This window comes from Pseudomonas sp. R3-56, assembly GCF_051132075.1.
In the GTDB taxonomy this organism is placed as follows: Bacteria; Pseudomonadota; Gammaproteobacteria; order Pseudomonadales; family Pseudomonadaceae; genus Aquipseudomonas.
In genome coordinates this window covers 3479308-3496401 of the sequence record NZ_CP071657.1, presented here as the reverse complement: position 1 = coordinate 3496401, position 17094 = coordinate 3479308, and the positions used below count along the sequence as shown (strand labels likewise).

Sequence of the window (17094 nt, the reverse complement as noted above, 5' to 3'; positions counted from 1 at the left end):
TTTGCCAACTATTGCCTGAATGAAAGTGATTTGAACTCCAGGGGAGTGTCGGTATGCCCGGACGCATAAATGACCGCGGACGTGGCATTAGCCGGGGCAATGACGCTCATCTCATGGGTCTCCCAGTGCGTGGTGCAATCAAACGTCTCGATGCTGGCGCTGATGAAGTCGCCTTGGTCGTCAATCCAGTTGGCCTGGATTCTTCCGGTAGTGGCTGCCTCCGCGCAGCGTGCGGACACACTGTTGATGTAGGTCAGCCCCGGCGTCACGTCGACGCGCTGTGTGGCGGGTGTGTTGACGTTGACGGTGAGGATCTTGCGCGAGGTGTCATAGGTCGAGGGTGACAGCAGGTTCCAGCCGTCGAGGCTGGACAGGTCCGGATTGAGCAGGAGCTCGTAGTGGGTGGCGTTGAGTTTGCGCAGGTCCAGGTTACCCAGCCTGGAATATGACGTGGACACGGCGAGCAGGCGGTCGAGTTGCGCCTGGGGAAGAGACTTGAGATCGATCACCAGCCAGTTCACCTGGCGCTGGCGCAAGCGCCGGGTAAGCTCCGCCGGCGAGGTCGCTGCGTCGAATTCGCCCTTCCACTTCAGGTTGTACCACGATGCGTAAAGGGCATCGCCATGCAAACCCGCCATCAAGGGCGACGCAAAAACCGCCACGGGTTGATAACCGCTGTTCAAGGCGTTGACGGTGTCGACCATTTTCCGGATCGGCAGGCGCTCCAGCAAAAAGGCCTCCCGACCGGCCTGGCTCAACAGTGCCGAGGGTTTGATTTCGCCATAGTAAGTCGCGGCCTGGATGAAGCGAGTGTTGGCCAGGACCAACACGGCACCGGCCGCGATGGCGAGGCTGCGGGGGAACGCCCTGGCGTCGGAAAAGGGCAGGGCGAGGATCACCGAGAACAGCGCAAAGGAGGGAAACACATAACGCAGGTAGGCCGTTGACTGGAACGTCATGAACATCGCGCCGGCGCCGACCAGGAGGATGCACAGGGCTTTTTTGTTGCCGCTCAACAGCACGGCGACGGCCGCAGTGGGTAGCAGCAGCCATTGGAAACCCGCCGCGCCGACCCGTCCCTCGATGAACTGCGGCGACTGGAAGACCATTCGATAGAGAGTGTCCCAGGTCATTCCGGTACCGAAAGTGGCGGGCGGTTCGAAGTTCATGTCCGGCCAGAGCGGCGAATGGAAAACCCCGTTGAAAAACGGGAACACCGGGTTACCGGTCAAGTACCCGGCGCAGACGTAAGGGGTAGCGCCCGCCAGCAGCAGGCCGGCGCTGCCGAGCATGAGGGTCTTGGCGATTCCTCGCACGGCCCAGGCCTTGTATTGCAGCAAGAGGACCAACAGCAGGACCGGCAGGACACTCAGGGTCACCGCCTTGGCCGCCATGGCGAAGCCCAGCAGGACACCGGCCAGGACCAGTTGCGACAGGCGTTCCCGAGGATCCGCAGTGAAGCCTGAGACCTTCAGGATTGCCAGGGTCCCGGCCAGCATGAAGGCGGTCCACGCCGACTCTATGTGCAGGCTGCTGCTTTCAGCAAAGGCGAGGGGCGTCGACAGGAAGATCAGGCTTGCCCCGCGAGCGCTCGTGGCGGAGCCCCCGGCCCAGAGGGTCATGTTGCGAATCTGCCACGCCACCAGCAAGGCGAATGCGCTATTGCTCAGGCGTGACGCCGTTTCGCCCGCCAGCATATAGACGATGCTATAGATCCAGTCGGCCAGCATGGGCATGACGGCCCACACATAGGTGTTTGCATCGAACGACCATTGGTGCCGCTGGGCCAGCTGTGAAGGGACGAAGAGGTGCATGGCCAAGGCGTCGTGGCCGACCTCCGGCATGAAGGCCACCAGCACATAAAGGCAGGCGAAGCCGCCAATCAATACATCGAGCCCGGTTTGCAGGGGCGTTTGTGCCGAGCGGGTGGCCTGGATTTGTGCCAGCAGTTCGCGACCTATCGACAGAACCTGTTTGCGCCCCAGTACAAGCGGCACTGCCAACATCGCGCCATACAGCCAGGGATAGTTGATCGGCATATACGCAGCCAGGCCTGTCAGCGTACCGAACGTGCCGGTGCCCATCAGTAAATGGATGCTCCAGTCGGCCGGATTTTCTTGCCTGAGCAGCCACCTGCCGAGCACGGTGGCAGACAGCGCGAAGACCGCGACGACAACCACCGGCCAGGTCTGCGCGCAGGCAATGGTCAGGCACGCCAGCAGGCCAAGGCAAAGAATGATCGGCGGCTTGCGAGTGAAAGCGGTAAGGGCCGCCAGGACTGCCACTGATAGCAGTACCGTGCGGCTACTGCTGTTCATGGACGCCAGTTCAAGCGTCGAAAAACCGTACACGCCGACCGCCGTACTCGCCAGTAAAACCAACAGCACCACTGCGTATTTCAGGCTGAATCTGGGCAAAATATTGTCTCGGCTGAAGGAACTTCGCTTAAGGCGTTTCTCGATTCATCGTGGCGAGGGAGCTTGCTCCCCTGGGCTGCGCAGCAGCCCCAAAAGCTGAATGCAACCTACCTGGCCCGCTGCGGTGGCCGGGTTCAGGGCCGCTTCGCAGCCCAGCGGGAGCAAGCTCCCTCGCCACGGTTGGTCAACGCTCGTAAACAGCGTTGCATCCCAGAGGGGCCTATACATCTCGGTACGTGTGCGGAACCCAGGATCCCCATTTGTTCTCGTAGATCGCCCGGTTCTTCTCGAAAAGTGCCTGTTTTTTCCTGGCACCCAAGGTGTTGAACGAGGCGGACAGGTGGTGATGGACGAAGACGTCTTCGGCGCAAGCCGCGCGCAGGCCGCGACGCTGCACGCGGCGGCAATAATCGTCATCCTCGAAGAACCCCAGGCCGTACTCCTCGCACAGGCCGCCGATCTGCTCGTAGGTCGAGCGCGGGAACATCACGCAGAAAAACGCCAGGGTGTTGATTTCGAACCACTCGCCCATGCGGGCACGGGTCATTTGCGCGGCTTCGGCGGGCATGTCCTCCATCCGGCCATAACGGGTGCGGACTTTGGCTTCGTTGCCGATGTTGTTGGTGACCGGACCGATGATGCCGATTTCCTCGTGGTCCTTCAGATGACGGATCAACCCCCTGATCCAGCCGGCGGTGACGACCGTGTCGTTGTTCAGGATGACGAGGTACTCGCCACTGGCTACCGCGAGCCCCTGGTTGTTCCCTGCGGCGAATCCCTTGTTATCCGGATTGAGGATGACGATCCGTTCGGGATGTCCCTTGGCCCAGGCAGTGAGATAGGCCGGGGTCTGGTCGCTGGAGCAGTTGTCGACCACGATGATTTCAAGGTTCGGGTACTGGCTCTGGGTCAACAGACTGTCGAGGCAAGCCTTGGTCAGTTCGAGGTTGTTGTAGGTCAACACCACGACGCTGACCTTGGGCAGGGGCAATGACTCGATGGCCTTGCGCAGGCTGGCGGCCCGATGCTGCCAGGTCTGGCCCTGGGCGAACGATTGACGCGCCCTTGGCGTTGCGCCGACCTCTGGCAGAGCGTCGAGTACGGCGCGTATGGCCGAGACGAACTCAGTCGGCTGTTCAACCGTCCAGACCAGTTTGCCGAACTGGCTCAACTCCGGCAGTTTCACCGACACTACCGGTTTTCCTGCGCTCAGGTATTCATAGACCTTGACCGGATTGGTGGCGAGCGTCAGGGGCATGACCTTGAACGGAAGCAGGCAAACGTCCATGGCGTAGAGGTAATAGGGCAGGGAGGCATACGGGACTTCGCCTTCCAGGACCACATTCGGGCAGGCCTTGAAATATTTTTTCGCCTGGACGATATCGCTGCCGATCAACAGGATCAGCTGCTGTGGGAAGGAGTGGGCGACGCGCTTGACCAGTTCCAAGTCGAACCATTCGGCGATGACGCCGTAGTAGCCGATGATCTTTCTGTTGGCCGGGTCCCGGTAGATCTTGTCGGGACGTTGGCTGAAAAAACCATATTCGCAGGCGTTGCGGATCACCTCTACGTTGCGGTTTTCCCGCTTGCCGTGTTGTTCGATCCAGTCGGACGTCGCCACCAGCAGATCGGCCCGGCGCATCAAGGCGATTTCCAGGTCGAGCAGTTCCTGGGCAACATTGCCGAAACCTTCGTGATGATCCATGCAGTCATAGACCAGCGTGGCGTTGGGGACACGTCTTGCCAGCGGGAACCAGTAGGCGTGCTGGACGATGCAATCCACGGCGGCGACGTTCGCCGCGTCCAGCAGCATGGCCAGGCCTTGGCGCAACTGGCTGATCGCGGCCGCTGAAGGCGGGGCATGATAAATGGCCGGAGCCCCGCGCACCTTGAAACGGATCTGGAACAGCCGCTCGGAGCCCTCCAGGCGCTCCGCCTCGAAGCCGGGAGCATCATCGTCGATAAAGTGGCTGGAAATATAAAACGTCGTTTGTCCCGCCCGCGCCAACTCCTTGGCCAGGTTTTGTGGGCGCTGGATGCGGAAGTGCCAATCGATCACGCCGAACATGAGGATCGTCGGCTGCCCGTGACCGGATGGCACGGCAAGGTCAATCGGTGGTAGCAGGGGTTGCAGCGGCGCGAGGCTTGGGGACGCCGATGATTCGCCGGCTGTCGCCCTGGTGCGTTTCAACCAGCTTCGAAGCCGCTGGGCCAGCCTGCTTTTCTGCTGTGCGGTGAGCGGCAACCAGGCGTAGATCCGGCGCGATAATTTATACAGCTGCTTGCGTATCGAATAACGCAGCGGTGCGCGTTCGATGGCGTTGCCCCAGTCGGAAAGCTTCAACAGCTCAGTCTGTTTCGCCGCCAATTGTGCGCGCAAATCCACCGCCCAATCGGACAGCTCCACCGCTTGGCGTTCTTTAGCGCGAAGTAATGCCTGGGTGTCTTTGAGGCGCCGTTCGGTCACTTGCAATTGCTCGCGCAGTCGCCCGGCCTTGCCTTCCTGAAGCGACAGGCGAGTGCGAAGCGCTTGTGAACCCAGGTTCAGTTGCTTGATCAGCCGATCCCGATTCTCGATTTCCTTGACCAGCTGCAAGGCTTCAATGGATCTGGACTGTGTTGAGCGAGTCAGTTTGTCAATGTGATCGACAAGACGGTTGATCTGATCCATGCGTTCTTCCAGTCCCTTGGACATTACGGCAACGCACCCCGGGTCGTTCAGGTTTGTTGTCGACTTCAATAACCAGGCAGGCCCAGGTTCCAGCCGTGCCATCCATCAGCATAGCGGCTGCTGGACGAGGCGCCACGTCAACAAACTCATATGACATCGGCAAAGCCTTTGCGTGTCCTCTGGAACCAGGCGAATCCGGCATAGGCAATCGACAAGGAAATTGCCGAATAAGTTGCCAGGTGCGCCCATTGCGGTGTCCTGCCCCAGAACAGTACGTCACGAACCATTTCCACCGGCAGCGTCAGGGGGTTCGCCTGCAACGCCGCCTGGTAGCTTTGCGGAAGTATCGAAAGGGGATAGAAAATCGGCGAGAGAAAGAGCATCGCCGTGATGACAATGCCGATGAACTGGCCGATATCGCGCAGGTATACGCTTATCGAGGCGAGGAACCAGGAAATACCCAGCGTCAACAACACCAACGGAAACAGCACCAACGGCAGCAGAAGGGCGGTTGCCGGAGGGGTTCCGAACAGCACGATATAGAAGAGCAGCCAGGCCAGGATGCTGATCGCCATGTGGAACAGCGCAGCGCCGAGCGACACCATCGGCAGGGTTTCCAGCGGGAACACGATCTTTTTGACGTAGTTGGTATTGGCCAGCACCAGGCCCGGCGCGCGGTTCAGGCATTCGGAAAACAGGTTGAACACCAGCAGGCCTGCGAACAGCACCAGGGCGAATTCGCTCTTGGACTCGCCGCCACCCGACCAGCGGGCCTTGAAGACCACGCTGAAGACGAACGTGTAGACCACCAGCATGAACGCCGGGGTGAAGAACGACCATAAGATACCGAGCATCGAGCCTTTATAACGACCGATGATCTCCCTGCGGATCAACACGTAGATAAGGATTCGATTGACCAGCACACTCTTGATCATGGCGGCAGGGGAAGTGCTGAACGACTGCATTGGTACTGGGGCCTCAAGACAAAAAAATCGGAACTCGGTGAATCGCATCCTCATGGAGGGTAGGCCAAGTTCAGGGCGTTCGAAGTTTTTTTCCCGTTTTGTGCTTAACTCATCGGCAGTGCCCAGCGAAGGAATGATTCAGTAGTGCCGCTAATGGAAGTGACTCATGGAAGGGCTTTGCCGATGTCTTTTGAAGTGGCCATCAGCGCCGAGAACCTGAGCAAGTGTTATCAGATCTACGATGCACCCAAGGACCGCCTGTTGCAGATGCTGGTGCGCGGCAGGAAACGTTTCTACCGCGAGTTCTGGGCCCTGGATGATGTTTCCCTGACCATCGCAAGGGGGGAGACCGTCGGCATCATCGGCCGTAACGGCAGTGGCAAATCCACCTTGTTGCAACTGATCTGCGGAACGTTGATGCCGACCCGGGGCAGTGTTCGCGGGCATGGCCGGATTGCGGCGTTGCTTGAGCTCGGGTCGGGCTTCAATCCGGAGTTCAGCGGCCGCGAGAACGTCTATGTGAACGCGGCGGTGCTGGGCTTGAGTCGCGCGGAAATCGATGCTCGTTTCGATGACATCATCGCCTTCGCCAACATCGGCGACTTCATCGAGCAGCCCACCAAAATCTATTCCAGCGGGATGCTGGTACGGCTGGCCTTCGCCGTTTCGGTCTGCGTGGAACCGGAGATCCTGATCGTCGACGAGGCCCTCTCCGTCGGCGATGCATCTTTTCAATTCAAATGCCTGAACCGCCTGGAAGAACTGGCTGCCAAAGGCACTACGCTGCTGTTCGTTTCCCATGACATGAGCATGGTCAAACGGTTTTGCCACCGGGTCATTTATCTGCGCGCAGGCCGCGTCGTTGCCAGCGGCTCGCCCGATGAAATGGCCGAGCTGCACTTGCTCGACATGCGTGACGAGCAACGTCGCTGGGCCAGTGGCGGGGCCATACCGGTTACACAAAAGTCTTTTATTGGCGGTCAGCAGGGGATGGCTTTTGGAACCGGGGAGGGACACATCAGCGCCGCCTGCTTCACCAACACCCGGCAGCTTTCGTCGAGTTACCTGTATGGCGACGACATCGAGATTCGCGTTGAAGCGTTACTGCATGAGTCGATCACTCAACCCAACATCAGCTTCACCATTCAAGAGGCGAGGCTGTTGGTGATCGGCGGGGGCAACTTTGCCCTGCAACCGGGGCCGGTCGAAGACGGCTGGCGGCGTACGGCCATCACGGTACGCTTCCCGGCTAACCTTGCCGAGGGGCGCTACCACGTCACGCTCAAGCTGTTGCATGGCGCGACGGAAGACACCTCGCAACTGATCGAGAAGCAAGTCGCGCCCTTGGCGTTCGACATGTTGCCCAGCCACAAGCATTTCCTCGGCATGGTTGACCTGGGATTGCAGAGCGTCGACCCGCGAGCGGCCGAGTCGCTTCCCAAGACCTGCGGGATTCAAGCAGAGGAGGACCTGGCGGAACACTTGGATAAGCGCACGTGGCAGGTGGCTATCTTCGGCACCTTCGACGTAGAAAACTATGGTGACCTGCTGTTCCCCATCATCGCCGAGGCAGAGCTGGCCCGGCGCTTGGGTTCGGTCAATCTGCAGCGGTTTTCCTATCATGGGAAAACCCCATCCGAATGGCCCTATGCGGTGACCTCGCTGACAGAGCTGCCCGCTGTAGCGGCAGGCCTGGACGGCGTGTTGATCGGCGGTGGTTTCCTGATCCGTTTCGATAAAGTCGTTGCCCATGGTTATGGTCCGACCACTGCCGACATCCATCACCCTACCGGTTATTGGCTGACCCCCGCGCTCATCGCGCTGCAGCATGCGGTTCCGGTCATGTGGAATGCACCGGGGATGCATTGCAATAGTATTCCCGATTGGGCCAGGCCGTTATTGACGATGGCCCTTGAGCAGAGCCGGTACGTGCGCGTCCGTGATGCCCTGTCGCGCGATACCCTCGGCGCGCTCAGCCAGCAAATCGAGATCGAAGTGCTGCCCGACACCGCGTTCGGCTTACCGCGCCTGATCGATGAGCAACGGCCCTCGGCCGAGTTTGTTCGGCTGCGCGAGCATGCCGGGCTGACCGGGCCCTACATCGTGATCCACGCCATTCATGTGGTGGAGTCCTTTGTAAAACTGTTCGAAGACCACCCCGAGGCGTTCCTGGGGTACCAGTTCCTGGTGGTGCCAATTGGACCGGTCCTGGGTGACGATCCGTCAGTGATTGCCGGGCGGCTGCCCGGGGCCATCACCTTGCCGTTCTGGCCGAAGCCGTTGCTCATGGCCGAAATTCTCAGCCAGGCCCAAGCGGTGATCGGCCATAGCTATCACCTGGCGATCACCGCTTTGGCGTTTGGCGTGCCGGTGTTTTGCTCGGCGGACCTGACCACGGGCAAGTACACGGCGCTGGCTGGGTTCGACACGCTGCATGCGTTGCCGAACGTCGCGACGGTCGATCCGCAATGGTTCCTCGCCCGCGTGGGCAAGACTCAGCCATCGCCCTTGGCGCGTGCGGCGGCGGATCAGTTGGTGGAGCATTGGGACCGGGTCGCTGAGATCATTCGCCAAGGTAAAACGGCGTCGCAGCCGGTGCTGGGAGCTTTTCTGCAGCACTTGCCCAATCTGCTCGAAGCCGCGGCCGAGACGTGCGACCCAGTGCCAGCTGAATCGCCGGTGAGCCCGGTCATCCCTGTGCCGCAGATCAAAGAACCCGCGCAGGACCTGGCAGCACGGGAGCTTGCCCAACAGCAACGGATCATCCAGCTCCGTGAGCAACTGGCTCGCAGCGATGCCAGGATGCGTGAGCTGCAGGACTCCAATTCATTCCGAATGACCGCGCCACTGCGTTCCATCGCCCGTGGTATCAGAAACCTGACAGCGAACAAGAACCGACAATGCTAGATCTCTCTCGTCTCACGCCAGCGGCGCTAAAGGATCAGCCGTTCTCATGGGCTGAAATCGGCAACCTGTACTCGGCCGAGGACGCCGCAGCGTTGGCGGCGACCTTTCCTCATGATCACTTCAAGACGGTGAGTGGTTATGGCGGTGAAAAAAACTATGACTACGAGGCACGAGCCTTGTTGGGCATGGGCGACGATACCATCGCTCATGCTCAGGAATTGAGCGAGGCATGGTTGCGGCTGGCTCGGGATCTTGGCTCGACTGGTTATCGCGAAGCCATGTCGCAAATGACTGGAATCGATCTGCGCAGCGTGCCGATGGAGGTCAATGTCTTTCATTACGGTCCGGGTGCGAGCCTGGGCGCCCATCCGGACCTGCCCGATAAACTGGTCACCCATATCCTCTATTTCAATGAGTCCTGGGACCGCAACGACGGCGGTTGCCTGAACATCCTGCACCGCAACGATCCCAGCGCAGTGGCGGCCGAGATCGAGCCCCTGGTGGGTAATTCGGCGATCCTGGTGCGCTCGGATAATTCCTGGCATGCCGTCACGCCCGTAGTCAATGGCTGCCATTCTTCCCGTCGTAGCCTGACCGCAACGTTCTACCGGCCGGGCTCGCGCAGTTCCATGTGGCCGCCGGATGACAGCACGCCGCTGCATCGGTACCCGCATGCTTAAGCCCGACAGCACCTTGATCGACCGGGACGCCGCCTTGGCTCAGCGAGATGCGGCCGTCAATGAGCGCGATACCGCGCTGGCGAAAGTCGACTTCCTGCAGAACACCCGTTCGTGGCGTTTCACCCGCCCACTGCGTACGCTGTTCCGGGTGCTGCGTTATGGATTTTCCGCCTACCGGGAGTTTCCCGAAACGGCTCCGGCAATCGTCTACCCGGCAGCGCCGGAACCGTTGCCGAACGTTGAGGTACAAGCGGATTTCGCCACCAGAGGGCAGCTGGATATTCTCTGCTTCGCCAATATCGACTGGGCTGCGCGCTTCCAGCGACCGCAGCAGTTGATGAGCCAGTTCGCGAGCAATGGTTATCGGGTGTTTTATATCGTTCCATCCAGTGTGCCGGAGCAGGGACAGCTTTATCGAGTGACGTCAGTGGCGTCCAACCTTTTCGAGGTGGCGCTGCATCGCGATGTGCAAATGGCCTATTACGAAAAGATAGTGACGCCTGAGAACCACCAGGCGTTGCTGCGTGCGATTGCTGCATTGGTCACTGACATGCAGATCAGAACCGCCCTCTCGGTGGTGCATATTGCCTACTGGAGCCCCGTGGTACTCAGCCTGCGCGCGCTGCATGGCTGGCGCATTCACTATGACTGCATGGACGACTGGGATGGTTTTCCGAACATCGGCGAACAGCTGCTGAGCGAGGAAAAGACCCTGATCGCCCAGGCCGATCTGGTGACCGTTTCCGCGGCGTTGCTTTACCAGAAATGGTGCGCCCATAACCCTCGCTGCGTACTGGTGCGAAACGCTGTGGATTTTGCTTTTTTCCACCAGCATTGTTTTACCAACGATGTGCTGAGCGGGCTGGTCGGCCCGGTGATTGGCTATTACGGCGCCTTGGCTGAATGGCTCGATTATCCACTGCTGGCGGCGTTGGCGGACCTGCGACCGACGTGGAATTTCATCCTGGTGGGGGATATTTTCGTCGAGGACCTGGCGGGGCTCGAGCACAAGCCCAATGTGCGGTTGTTGGGCCGCAAGCCGTACACCGAGATGCCGCTGTACCTGGATCATTTCGATGCGTGCCTGATTCCCTTCAGGCTCTACAACGTGACCCATGCGGTCGATCCGGTGAAGTTCTACGAGTACCTCAGCGCCGGCAAACCGGTGATTTCCACGCCATTGGCGGAAATCGCCCTCTACAAGGACCTGCTGTACTTCGCAACCGGAGTCGATGAGTTCATCGAGCAGATCGAGCGTGCCCTGGCCGAGCGCGATCTGGCCCTTTACAAGCGGCGTGTGGAGCTCGCTCGGGCCAACGATTGGAAGGATCGATTTAATAGCATGCAACTTGCCATCGTCGGGCTGTACGAGAAAGTCTCCATCGTGATCGTGACGTACAACAACCTCAATCTGACGATTCAGTGTGTAAACAGTGTTCTGCGTAATACCACCTGGCCCAATTATCAACTGATTGTCGTCGACAACGGCTCGGATGATGGTACGCAAGATTATCTTGAACGCCTGGGCCGTGAGGTACCGTTCACGAAGATCATCCTCAACCCGGACAACCGCGGCTTCGCTGCGGCGAACAACCAGGGTTTGCGAGAAGCCGACGGTGACGTCCTGCTACTGCTCAATAACGACACGGTGGTGCCGGGCGGTTGGCTCGATCCGCTGGTCAGGCATTTGCGTGATCCGAGCATCGGCCTGGTCGGGCCGGTCACGAATGCGGTAGGAAACGAAGCGAAGATCGAGATTTCCTATACCGACATCCGACAGATGCAAGCGTTTGCAGACCACTACACCGAAGCCCGTAAGGGGCAGTCGTTCGATATCTCCATGCTCGCAATGTTTTGTGTCGCCTTTCGCCGAACCACCTTCGATGAGGTGGGGTATCTGGATGAAACGTTCGGTATCGGGTTGTTCGAAGATGACGACTACAGTCGCCGCGTCCAGGCTGCCGGCTACCGGACGGTCTGCGCAGAAGATGCGTTTATCCATCACTACGGGCAGGCCTCGTTCAGCAAGCTGATCGCCAGCGGCGAATACCAGGCCCTCTGGGACAAAAACCAGGCGTATTTCGAAAGCAAATGGGGGGCGTGGCAAGCCCACGTACATCGCGACGAGCCCGGCGCGGAGGGGTAGGGCGCGATAAGGTCACCCCTCGGCATCCTCGTTGACAGTAACTCCGCCTTCGCGAGCAAGCTCGCTCCCACAGTTGGATTTTTTGGCAGCCGCAAAATGCATCTACGCCGAAGCCCCTCTGTGGGAGCGAGCCTGCTCGCGAAATGGCCGGCCCATCCAATATCTTCGTTGATTGACACTCCGCCTTCGCGAGCAAGCTCCCTCCCACATTGGATTTTCAGCAGCCGCAAAATGCATCTACGCAGCAGATCCCTGTGGGAGCGAGCCTGCTCGCGATGAGGCCAGTTCATTCAACATCTTCATCGACTGATACGCCGCCATCGCGAGCAGGCTCGCTCCCACATTGGATTTTCAGCAGCCGCAAAATGCATCTACGCAGCAGATTCCCTGTGGAAGCGAGCCTGCTCGCGATGAGGCCAGCTCATTCAACATCTTCATCGACTGATACGCCGCCTTCGCGAGCAGGCTCGCTCCCACATTGGATTTTCAGCAGCCGCAAAATGCATCTACGCAGCAGATTCCCTGTGGGAGCGAGCTTGCTCGCGAAATGGCCGGCCCATCCAATATCTTCGTTGATTGATACTCCGCCTTCGCGAGCAGGCTCGCTCCCACATTGGATTTTCGGCAGCCGCAAAATGCATCTACGCAGCAGATCCCCTGTGGGAGCGAGCCTGCTCGCGAAATGGCCGGCCCATCCAATATCTTCGTTGATTGACACTCCGCCTTCGCGAGCAGGCTCGCTCCCACATTGGATTTTCGGCAGCCGCAAAATGCATCCACGCAGCAGATCCCCTGTGGGAGCGAGCCTGCTCGCGAAATGGCCGGCCCATCCAATATCTTCGTTGATTGACACTCCGCCTTCGCGAGCAAGTTCGCTCCCACATTGGATGTTCGACAGGCAGACACAAAACATCCCACCCATCGCCAAGGCCGTTTCAGCGTCCAGGCAAATCCTCATCCAGCAACTGAAACGCCTTGGGGGCAAAGCCAAACCGTTGACTGGCCTGCGAGTGGTCGAACACCAGGTCCTGGTTCATCCGCGCCACCAGCGTGCTGGAAAGGTGCCGGTAGCGTGGCAGGCACCGCATGATCGAAACGCCCCAACCCAATGCCTTGGCTGGGAGGGGCACTGTTCGAACCGGGCGTCCCATGGCCTGGAAGATGCGTCGCACCATGGTGTGATACGGCAAGATTTCTCCCCCCGAGAGGTTGTAGCCACCACTGGGCAAGTCAGGCATGTTCATGGCCGACAGGCAAGCCTGGATAACATCATCACCATGCACTGGCTGGCGCAACCCGGTGCCGCCACCGATCAGTGGGAAAAATCCAAAGCGCTGGATGAAACGAGCTATTTCCGAAATATTCTTGTCGCCACCAAAGCCATAGATCAAGGTCGGTCGCAGAATCACCCATTCGATCTGCCGTTCGGTTGCCCACTGCTCAAGTTGTTCTTCTGCACGGATCAAGCGTTGCGCCACGTCTCTTTCCCGAGGGTCAGGCGATGCATGCTTGGCAAAACGGCTGGTGGAAGACAGGACGACAACGCGTTTGACCTGGGTGCTGGCAAGGCGCTCCAGATAGTCTGACAACACCCAGATGGGAGCGAAGGACAGCAGGGTGTCCAGCGTCAGTCCTTGCCAGTCGTCAGCCTCTCGCCAGGTCACTCCAGGGCAGGACGAAACCTTCGACAGGCTTCGGGTGAAGGCGCTTGTCGAATGACCGGTTTGTACCAGCAATGGCAGGAGGCGCTGGCCCAGGAAACTGGAGCCGCCCAATAGGCCTACCCGCAAATTGAAGTCTATTGTCATAGGTTCCATGCATTTTTAAACCGGGTCGTCGCGTAGCGAAGGACGATCAGGCCGAATCGAAACCAGACTCCGATCACCACGCTGATCCAAAGGGCGCCAGAGTATCTGCGACGGAAAAATTTGCGATAGAAACGCAAGAAGCCGAGGTGTTTATGCCATTCGACGAAATACGGACGATGCTGACTGCAGCCACCGAATACATGCATCACCTGGGCATCGGGTACGAACAGGACACGCCAGTCGGCCTGATGGAAGCGCATGCACCAATCCAGATCCTCGCAATGCAGGAAATAGTCTTCGTCCCACATTCCGACGCTCTCGATCGCTTCGCGCTTGACCAGCATGCAGGCCCCGGAAATGGCTTCAACGGCAATGGGCGTGCCGGGTAGGGGATCTTTGTGCAATAAAAAATCAGACAGAACCGAAGGGAAAAACTTCGAGAGCCGCGAAAATCCGAAGGCCCGCATGAAGGCACGCCTCGGAGTCGGAAAGACCCTGCGTCCACCGGCTTGCTCGCTGCCATCCGGATTGCACAGGAACCCTCCCACCATGCCGACTTCCGGCGCGCTGTGCAGCGCCAGGAGCAAGCGGTCCATGGCCTTGGCTGCCAAAACCGCGTCCGGGTTCAAGAAAAACAAATTGGTCGCCGCAGACAGGCGGGCACCCTGGTTACACGCCACCGCGAAGCCGAGGTTGGCGGCATTGCGCACGATTTCAAGCTTGTCGTTGCCGGCGTGGGTACGCTCCAGCCTCACCAGGCTGTCATCGTGAGAATTGTTATCCACCACGATCACTTTGGCAGCGCCGGCGGTAAACGCCGACGCCACACACGCCAGCAAAAGCTCACCAGCGTTGTAATTGACGACGATCACATCGCACTCGCCGCATAAGGATGAGGTGGCCGATTCATCGATAGCGCGCAGATCCATGGCTTTCAACTTCATTACTCCCTGCACAACCTGAATACATATGGAATCGCAACTACACAGGTGTGTATTTCAAGATAGCAGGTCCGCGCACTTCGACCAGTTTCTGGGCCGGTGTGCGCTTCGAGCCAGTCATATTCCACCGCGTCGAGTGTCGACTTTCGCTGTGTCAGGTCCGGCACAACTGTCGCGGCCAATGCGACAGCTGTCGCACGCCGACGCAATCGGCGGCCAGGAATGAGGGCCCCGTACTGCGGGGCCTGCAGCGATATTTATAACGGTGGCATGGGGGTTGCTCTTCTTCTGGTGCGCAGCGCAATGGCTTCGCTACTAATAAGAACCAGGAGTCTCTCATGACACAGATTGGCCTCGCCGTGCCTACTGCTTCTGCGAACGCGTCCCTGCGCGTTCCCTTCAAGACCTTGTTTATCGTGCTGGCGCTTACCCTCAATGCCGCCCCAGGCTGGGCGCAAGACATTCCGGCGAATGTCGATGGCAAGCGCATCATTGCCGCCGACCGGGAGCCCGGTAACTGGATGAGCACCGGCCGGACCTACGACGAGCAGCGCTACAGCCCCCTGAACAAAATCAGCGACCAGAACGTTGGCCAGCTGGGCCTCGCGTGGAGCTACAAGCTCGACCTGGATCGTGGTGTCGAGGCCACGCCGATCGTGGTCGATGGCGTGATGTACACCACCGGTCCGTTCTCCGTGGTCTACGCCCTGGATGCGCGCGACGGCAAGCTGATCTGGAAGTATGACCCCAAGTCTGACCGCAACCGCGCCGGCGAGGCCTGTTGCGATGCGGTCAACCGGGGTGTCGCGGTGTGGAAGGGCAATGTCTACGTGGGTGTGCTCGACGGACGCCTGGAGGCGATCGATGCCAAGACCGGCCAGCGCGCCTGGTCGGTGGACACCCGCGCCGATCACTCGCGCAGCTACACCATCACCGGGGCCCCGCGGGTGGTCAACGGCAAAGTGGTGATCGGCAACGGCGGCGCCGAGTTCGGCGTACGCGGTTATGTCACCGCCTACGACGCTGAAACCGGCAAGCAGGCCTGGCGCTTCTTCACGGTACCGGGTGACCCCAAGCTGCCACCGGAAGACAAGGCCATGGCCATCGCCGCCAAGACCTGGCACGGCGATGCCTATGTGGCTCAGGGCGGGGGCGGCACGGCCTGGGATTCTTTCGCTTTCGACCCGGACTTGAACCTGCTGTACATCGGCGTGGGCAATGGTTCGCTGTGGGACCCGAAATGGCGTAGCCAGGCCAAGGGCGACAACCTGTTCCTGTCATCCATCGTCGCGGTCAACGCCGACACCGGCGAGTACGCCTGGCACTACCAGACCACGCCAGGAGACGCCTGGGACTACACCGCCACCCAGCACATGATCCTGGCGGAACTGCCGATCAATGGAAAGCCGCGCAAGGTCCTGATGCAGGCGCCGAAGAACGGTTTTTTCTACGTGATCGACCGCGCCACGGGTGAGCTGCTGTCGGCCAAGGGGATCGTGCCGCAAAGCTGGACCAAGGGCATGGACATGAAGACCGGCCGGCCGATCGTCGACGACGAGAACGCTGCGTACTGGAAGGATGGCAAGCGCAAACTGGTCACGCCGGCGTTCTGGGGCGCCCACGACTGGCAGCCGATGTCCTACAACCCGAACACGGGCCTGGTGTATATCCCGGCGCACATCATGTCGGCCTACTACGAGCACATCCCCGAGGCGCCGAAGCGCAACCCGTTCAAGAGCATGTACCAGTTGGGCCTGCGCACCGGGATGATGCCGGAGGATGCCGACGGGCTGCTGGAAATGGCCAAGGGCTGGTCGGGCAAACTGATTGCCTGGGATCCGGTCAGGCAGCAACCGGCCTGGGAAGTGCCTTATGTGACGATCTTCAACGGCGGCACCTTGAGCACCGCCGGCAACCTGGTGTTCGAGGGCAGCGCCGATGGCCGGGTGATCGCCTACGCCGCCGACACCGGCAAGAAACTCTGGGAGCAGCCGGCGGCCAGTGGCGTCATGGCCGCGCCGATTACCTACAGCGTGGACGGTGAGCAATACGTCACCTTCATGGCCGGCTGGGGCGGAGCCTTCTCGACGTTTGCCGGGGCTTTGTCCCTGCGCGCCGGGGTGCGGCCGTTCTCCCAGGTGCTGACTTACAAACTGGGCGGCACCGCGAAACTCAACGAGCCGGCGCCGCTTGCCGACACGCCGAAACCGCCGCCACTGACCGCTGACATGGCGGCGGTGGACGCCGGCGGCAAGCTCTATGACGGCTACTGCTCGCAGTGCCACGGCATCCATGCCGTCAGCGGTGGCGTGCTGCCGGACCTGCGCAAGCTGACCAGCGAAAAACACCAGATGTTCCTCGGCATTCTTTATGGCGGCCGAGTACCTGACGGCATGCCGTCCTTTGCCGATGCCTTCACGCCGGAACAGGTCGAGCAGATTCATCAATACCTGATCAAGCGCGCCCACGACCTGCAGCAGGAAGGCGGCGTCTGGAAAACCTTCAGCGCCAAATGAACGCCCGCGACGCAGGGGCCGGTGCGCCTCTGCATCGCTTTCG

9 protein-coding genes and 1 pseudogene are annotated in these 17094 nt (G+C 60.0%); 5 read left to right on the top strand and 5 right to left on the bottom strand.

Going from position 1 to position 17094, the window contains the following annotated elements; all coding sequences use genetic code 11:
- Positions 1 to 8: 8 nt before the first annotated feature.
- The 3 genes from J3P96_RS15515 to J3P96_RS15505 all read right to left on the bottom strand — a co-directional run bounded on the left by J3P96_RS15515 (position 9) and on the right by J3P96_RS15505 (position 6053).
- On the bottom strand, positions 9 to 2417 hold the full coding sequence (locus J3P96_RS15515; RefSeq protein ID WP_434652142.1) for a phospholipid carrier-dependent glycosyltransferase: 2409 nt from the start codon (positions 2415 to 2417) through the stop codon (positions 9 to 11).
- Positions 2418 to 2637: 220 nt separating this feature from the next.
- A complete protein-coding gene (locus J3P96_RS15510; protein ID WP_434652140.1) occupies positions 2638 to 5088 on the bottom strand; it encodes a glycosyltransferase in 2451 nt (816 codons plus the stop codon).
- 146 nt (positions 5089 to 5234) lie between these two features.
- Entirely contained in the window at positions 5235 to 6053 is an 819-nt protein-coding gene (locus J3P96_RS15505) for an ABC transporter permease (protein WP_434652138.1), read from the bottom strand.
- A 183-nt stretch (positions 6054 to 6236) separates the two neighbouring features.
- Here J3P96_RS15505 and J3P96_RS15500 point away from each other — a divergent pair.
- The 4 genes and pseudogenes from J3P96_RS15500 to J3P96_RS15485 all read left to right on the top strand — a co-directional run.
- Positions 6237 to 7463 (top strand): annotated as a pseudogene (locus J3P96_RS15500) (ABC transporter ATP-binding protein); the annotation flags it as partial.
- The gene (locus J3P96_RS15495) at positions 7440 to 8960 is read left to right on the top strand and encodes a polysaccharide pyruvyl transferase family protein (protein WP_434658196.1); all 1521 of its coding nucleotides are present in this window, start codon (positions 7440 to 7442) and stop codon (positions 8958 to 8960) included. The pseudogene J3P96_RS15500 and the gene J3P96_RS15495, both read left to right, overlap by 24 nt.
- Positions 8954 to 9640, top strand: coding sequence for a 2OG-Fe(II) oxygenase (locus J3P96_RS15490; protein WP_434652136.1), 687 nt, complete (start codon positions 8954 to 8956; stop codon positions 9638 to 9640). The genes J3P96_RS15495 and J3P96_RS15490 overlap by 7 nt, the downstream gene beginning before the upstream one ends.
- Complete coding sequence (locus tag J3P96_RS15485) at positions 9633 to 11786, top strand: glycosyltransferase (protein WP_434658193.1); 2154 nt, start codon at positions 9633 to 9635, stop codon at positions 11784 to 11786. Before J3P96_RS15490 ends, J3P96_RS15485 begins: the two co-directional genes overlap by 8 nt.
- Before the next feature lie 935 nt (positions 11787 to 12721).
- Here J3P96_RS15485 and J3P96_RS15480 read toward each other — a convergent pair.
- Together J3P96_RS15480 and J3P96_RS15475 are read right to left on the bottom strand one after the other, a co-directional pair.
- Positions 12722 to 13594 carry an NAD-dependent epimerase/dehydratase family protein gene (locus J3P96_RS15480; protein ID WP_434652133.1) on the bottom strand — a complete coding sequence of 291 codons (873 nt, stop codon included), beginning with the start codon at positions 13592 to 13594 and terminating at the stop codon, positions 12722 to 12724.
- Positions 13591 to 14538 carry a glycosyltransferase family 2 protein gene (locus J3P96_RS15475; protein WP_434652130.1) on the bottom strand — a complete coding sequence of 316 codons (948 nt, stop codon included), beginning with the start codon at positions 14536 to 14538 and terminating at the stop codon, positions 13591 to 13593. Before J3P96_RS15475 ends, J3P96_RS15480 begins: the two co-directional genes overlap by 4 nt.
- Positions 14539 to 14873: 335 nt before the next feature.
- Here J3P96_RS15475 and J3P96_RS15470 point away from each other — a divergent pair, with 335 nt between their 5' ends.
- Complete coding sequence (locus J3P96_RS15470; protein ID WP_434652127.1) at positions 14874 to 17051, top strand: PQQ-dependent dehydrogenase, methanol/ethanol family; 2178 nt, start codon at positions 14874 to 14876, stop codon at positions 17049 to 17051.
- Positions 17052 to 17094 lie beyond the last annotated feature (43 nt).

What these genes read in the sequence shown, in the direction of transcription:
- J3P96_RS15510 (WP_434652140.1), bottom strand. Translation starts at nt 5,088, where the DNA reads ATGGATCAGATCAACCGTCTTGTCGATCACATTGACAAACTGACTCGC.
- J3P96_RS15505 (WP_434652138.1), bottom strand. Translation starts at nt 6,053, where the DNA reads ATGCAGTCGTTCAGCACTTCCCCTGCCGCCATGATCAAGAGTGTGCTG.
- J3P96_RS15495 (WP_434658196.1), top strand. Translation starts at nt 7,440, where the DNA reads ATGGTTGACCTGGGATTGCAGAGCGTCGACCCGCGAGCGGCCGAGTCG.
- J3P96_RS15490 (WP_434652136.1), top strand. Translation starts at nt 8,954, where the DNA reads ATGCTAGATCTCTCTCGTCTCACGCCAGCGGCGCTAAAGGATCAGCCG.
- J3P96_RS15485 (WP_434658193.1), top strand. Translation starts at nt 9,633, where the DNA reads ATGCTTAAGCCCGACAGCACCTTGATCGACCGGGACGCCGCCTTGGCT.
- J3P96_RS15480 (WP_434652133.1), bottom strand. Translation starts at nt 13,594, where the DNA reads ATGACAATAGACTTCAATTTGCGGGTAGGCCTATTGGGCGGCTCCAGT.
- J3P96_RS15475 (WP_434652130.1), bottom strand. Translation starts at nt 14,538, where the DNA reads ATGAAGTTGAAAGCCATGGATCTGCGCGCTATCGATGAATCGGCCACC.
- J3P96_RS15470 (WP_434652127.1), top strand. Translation starts at nt 14,874, where the DNA reads ATGACACAGATTGGCCTCGCCGTGCCTACTGCTTCTGCGAACGCGTCC.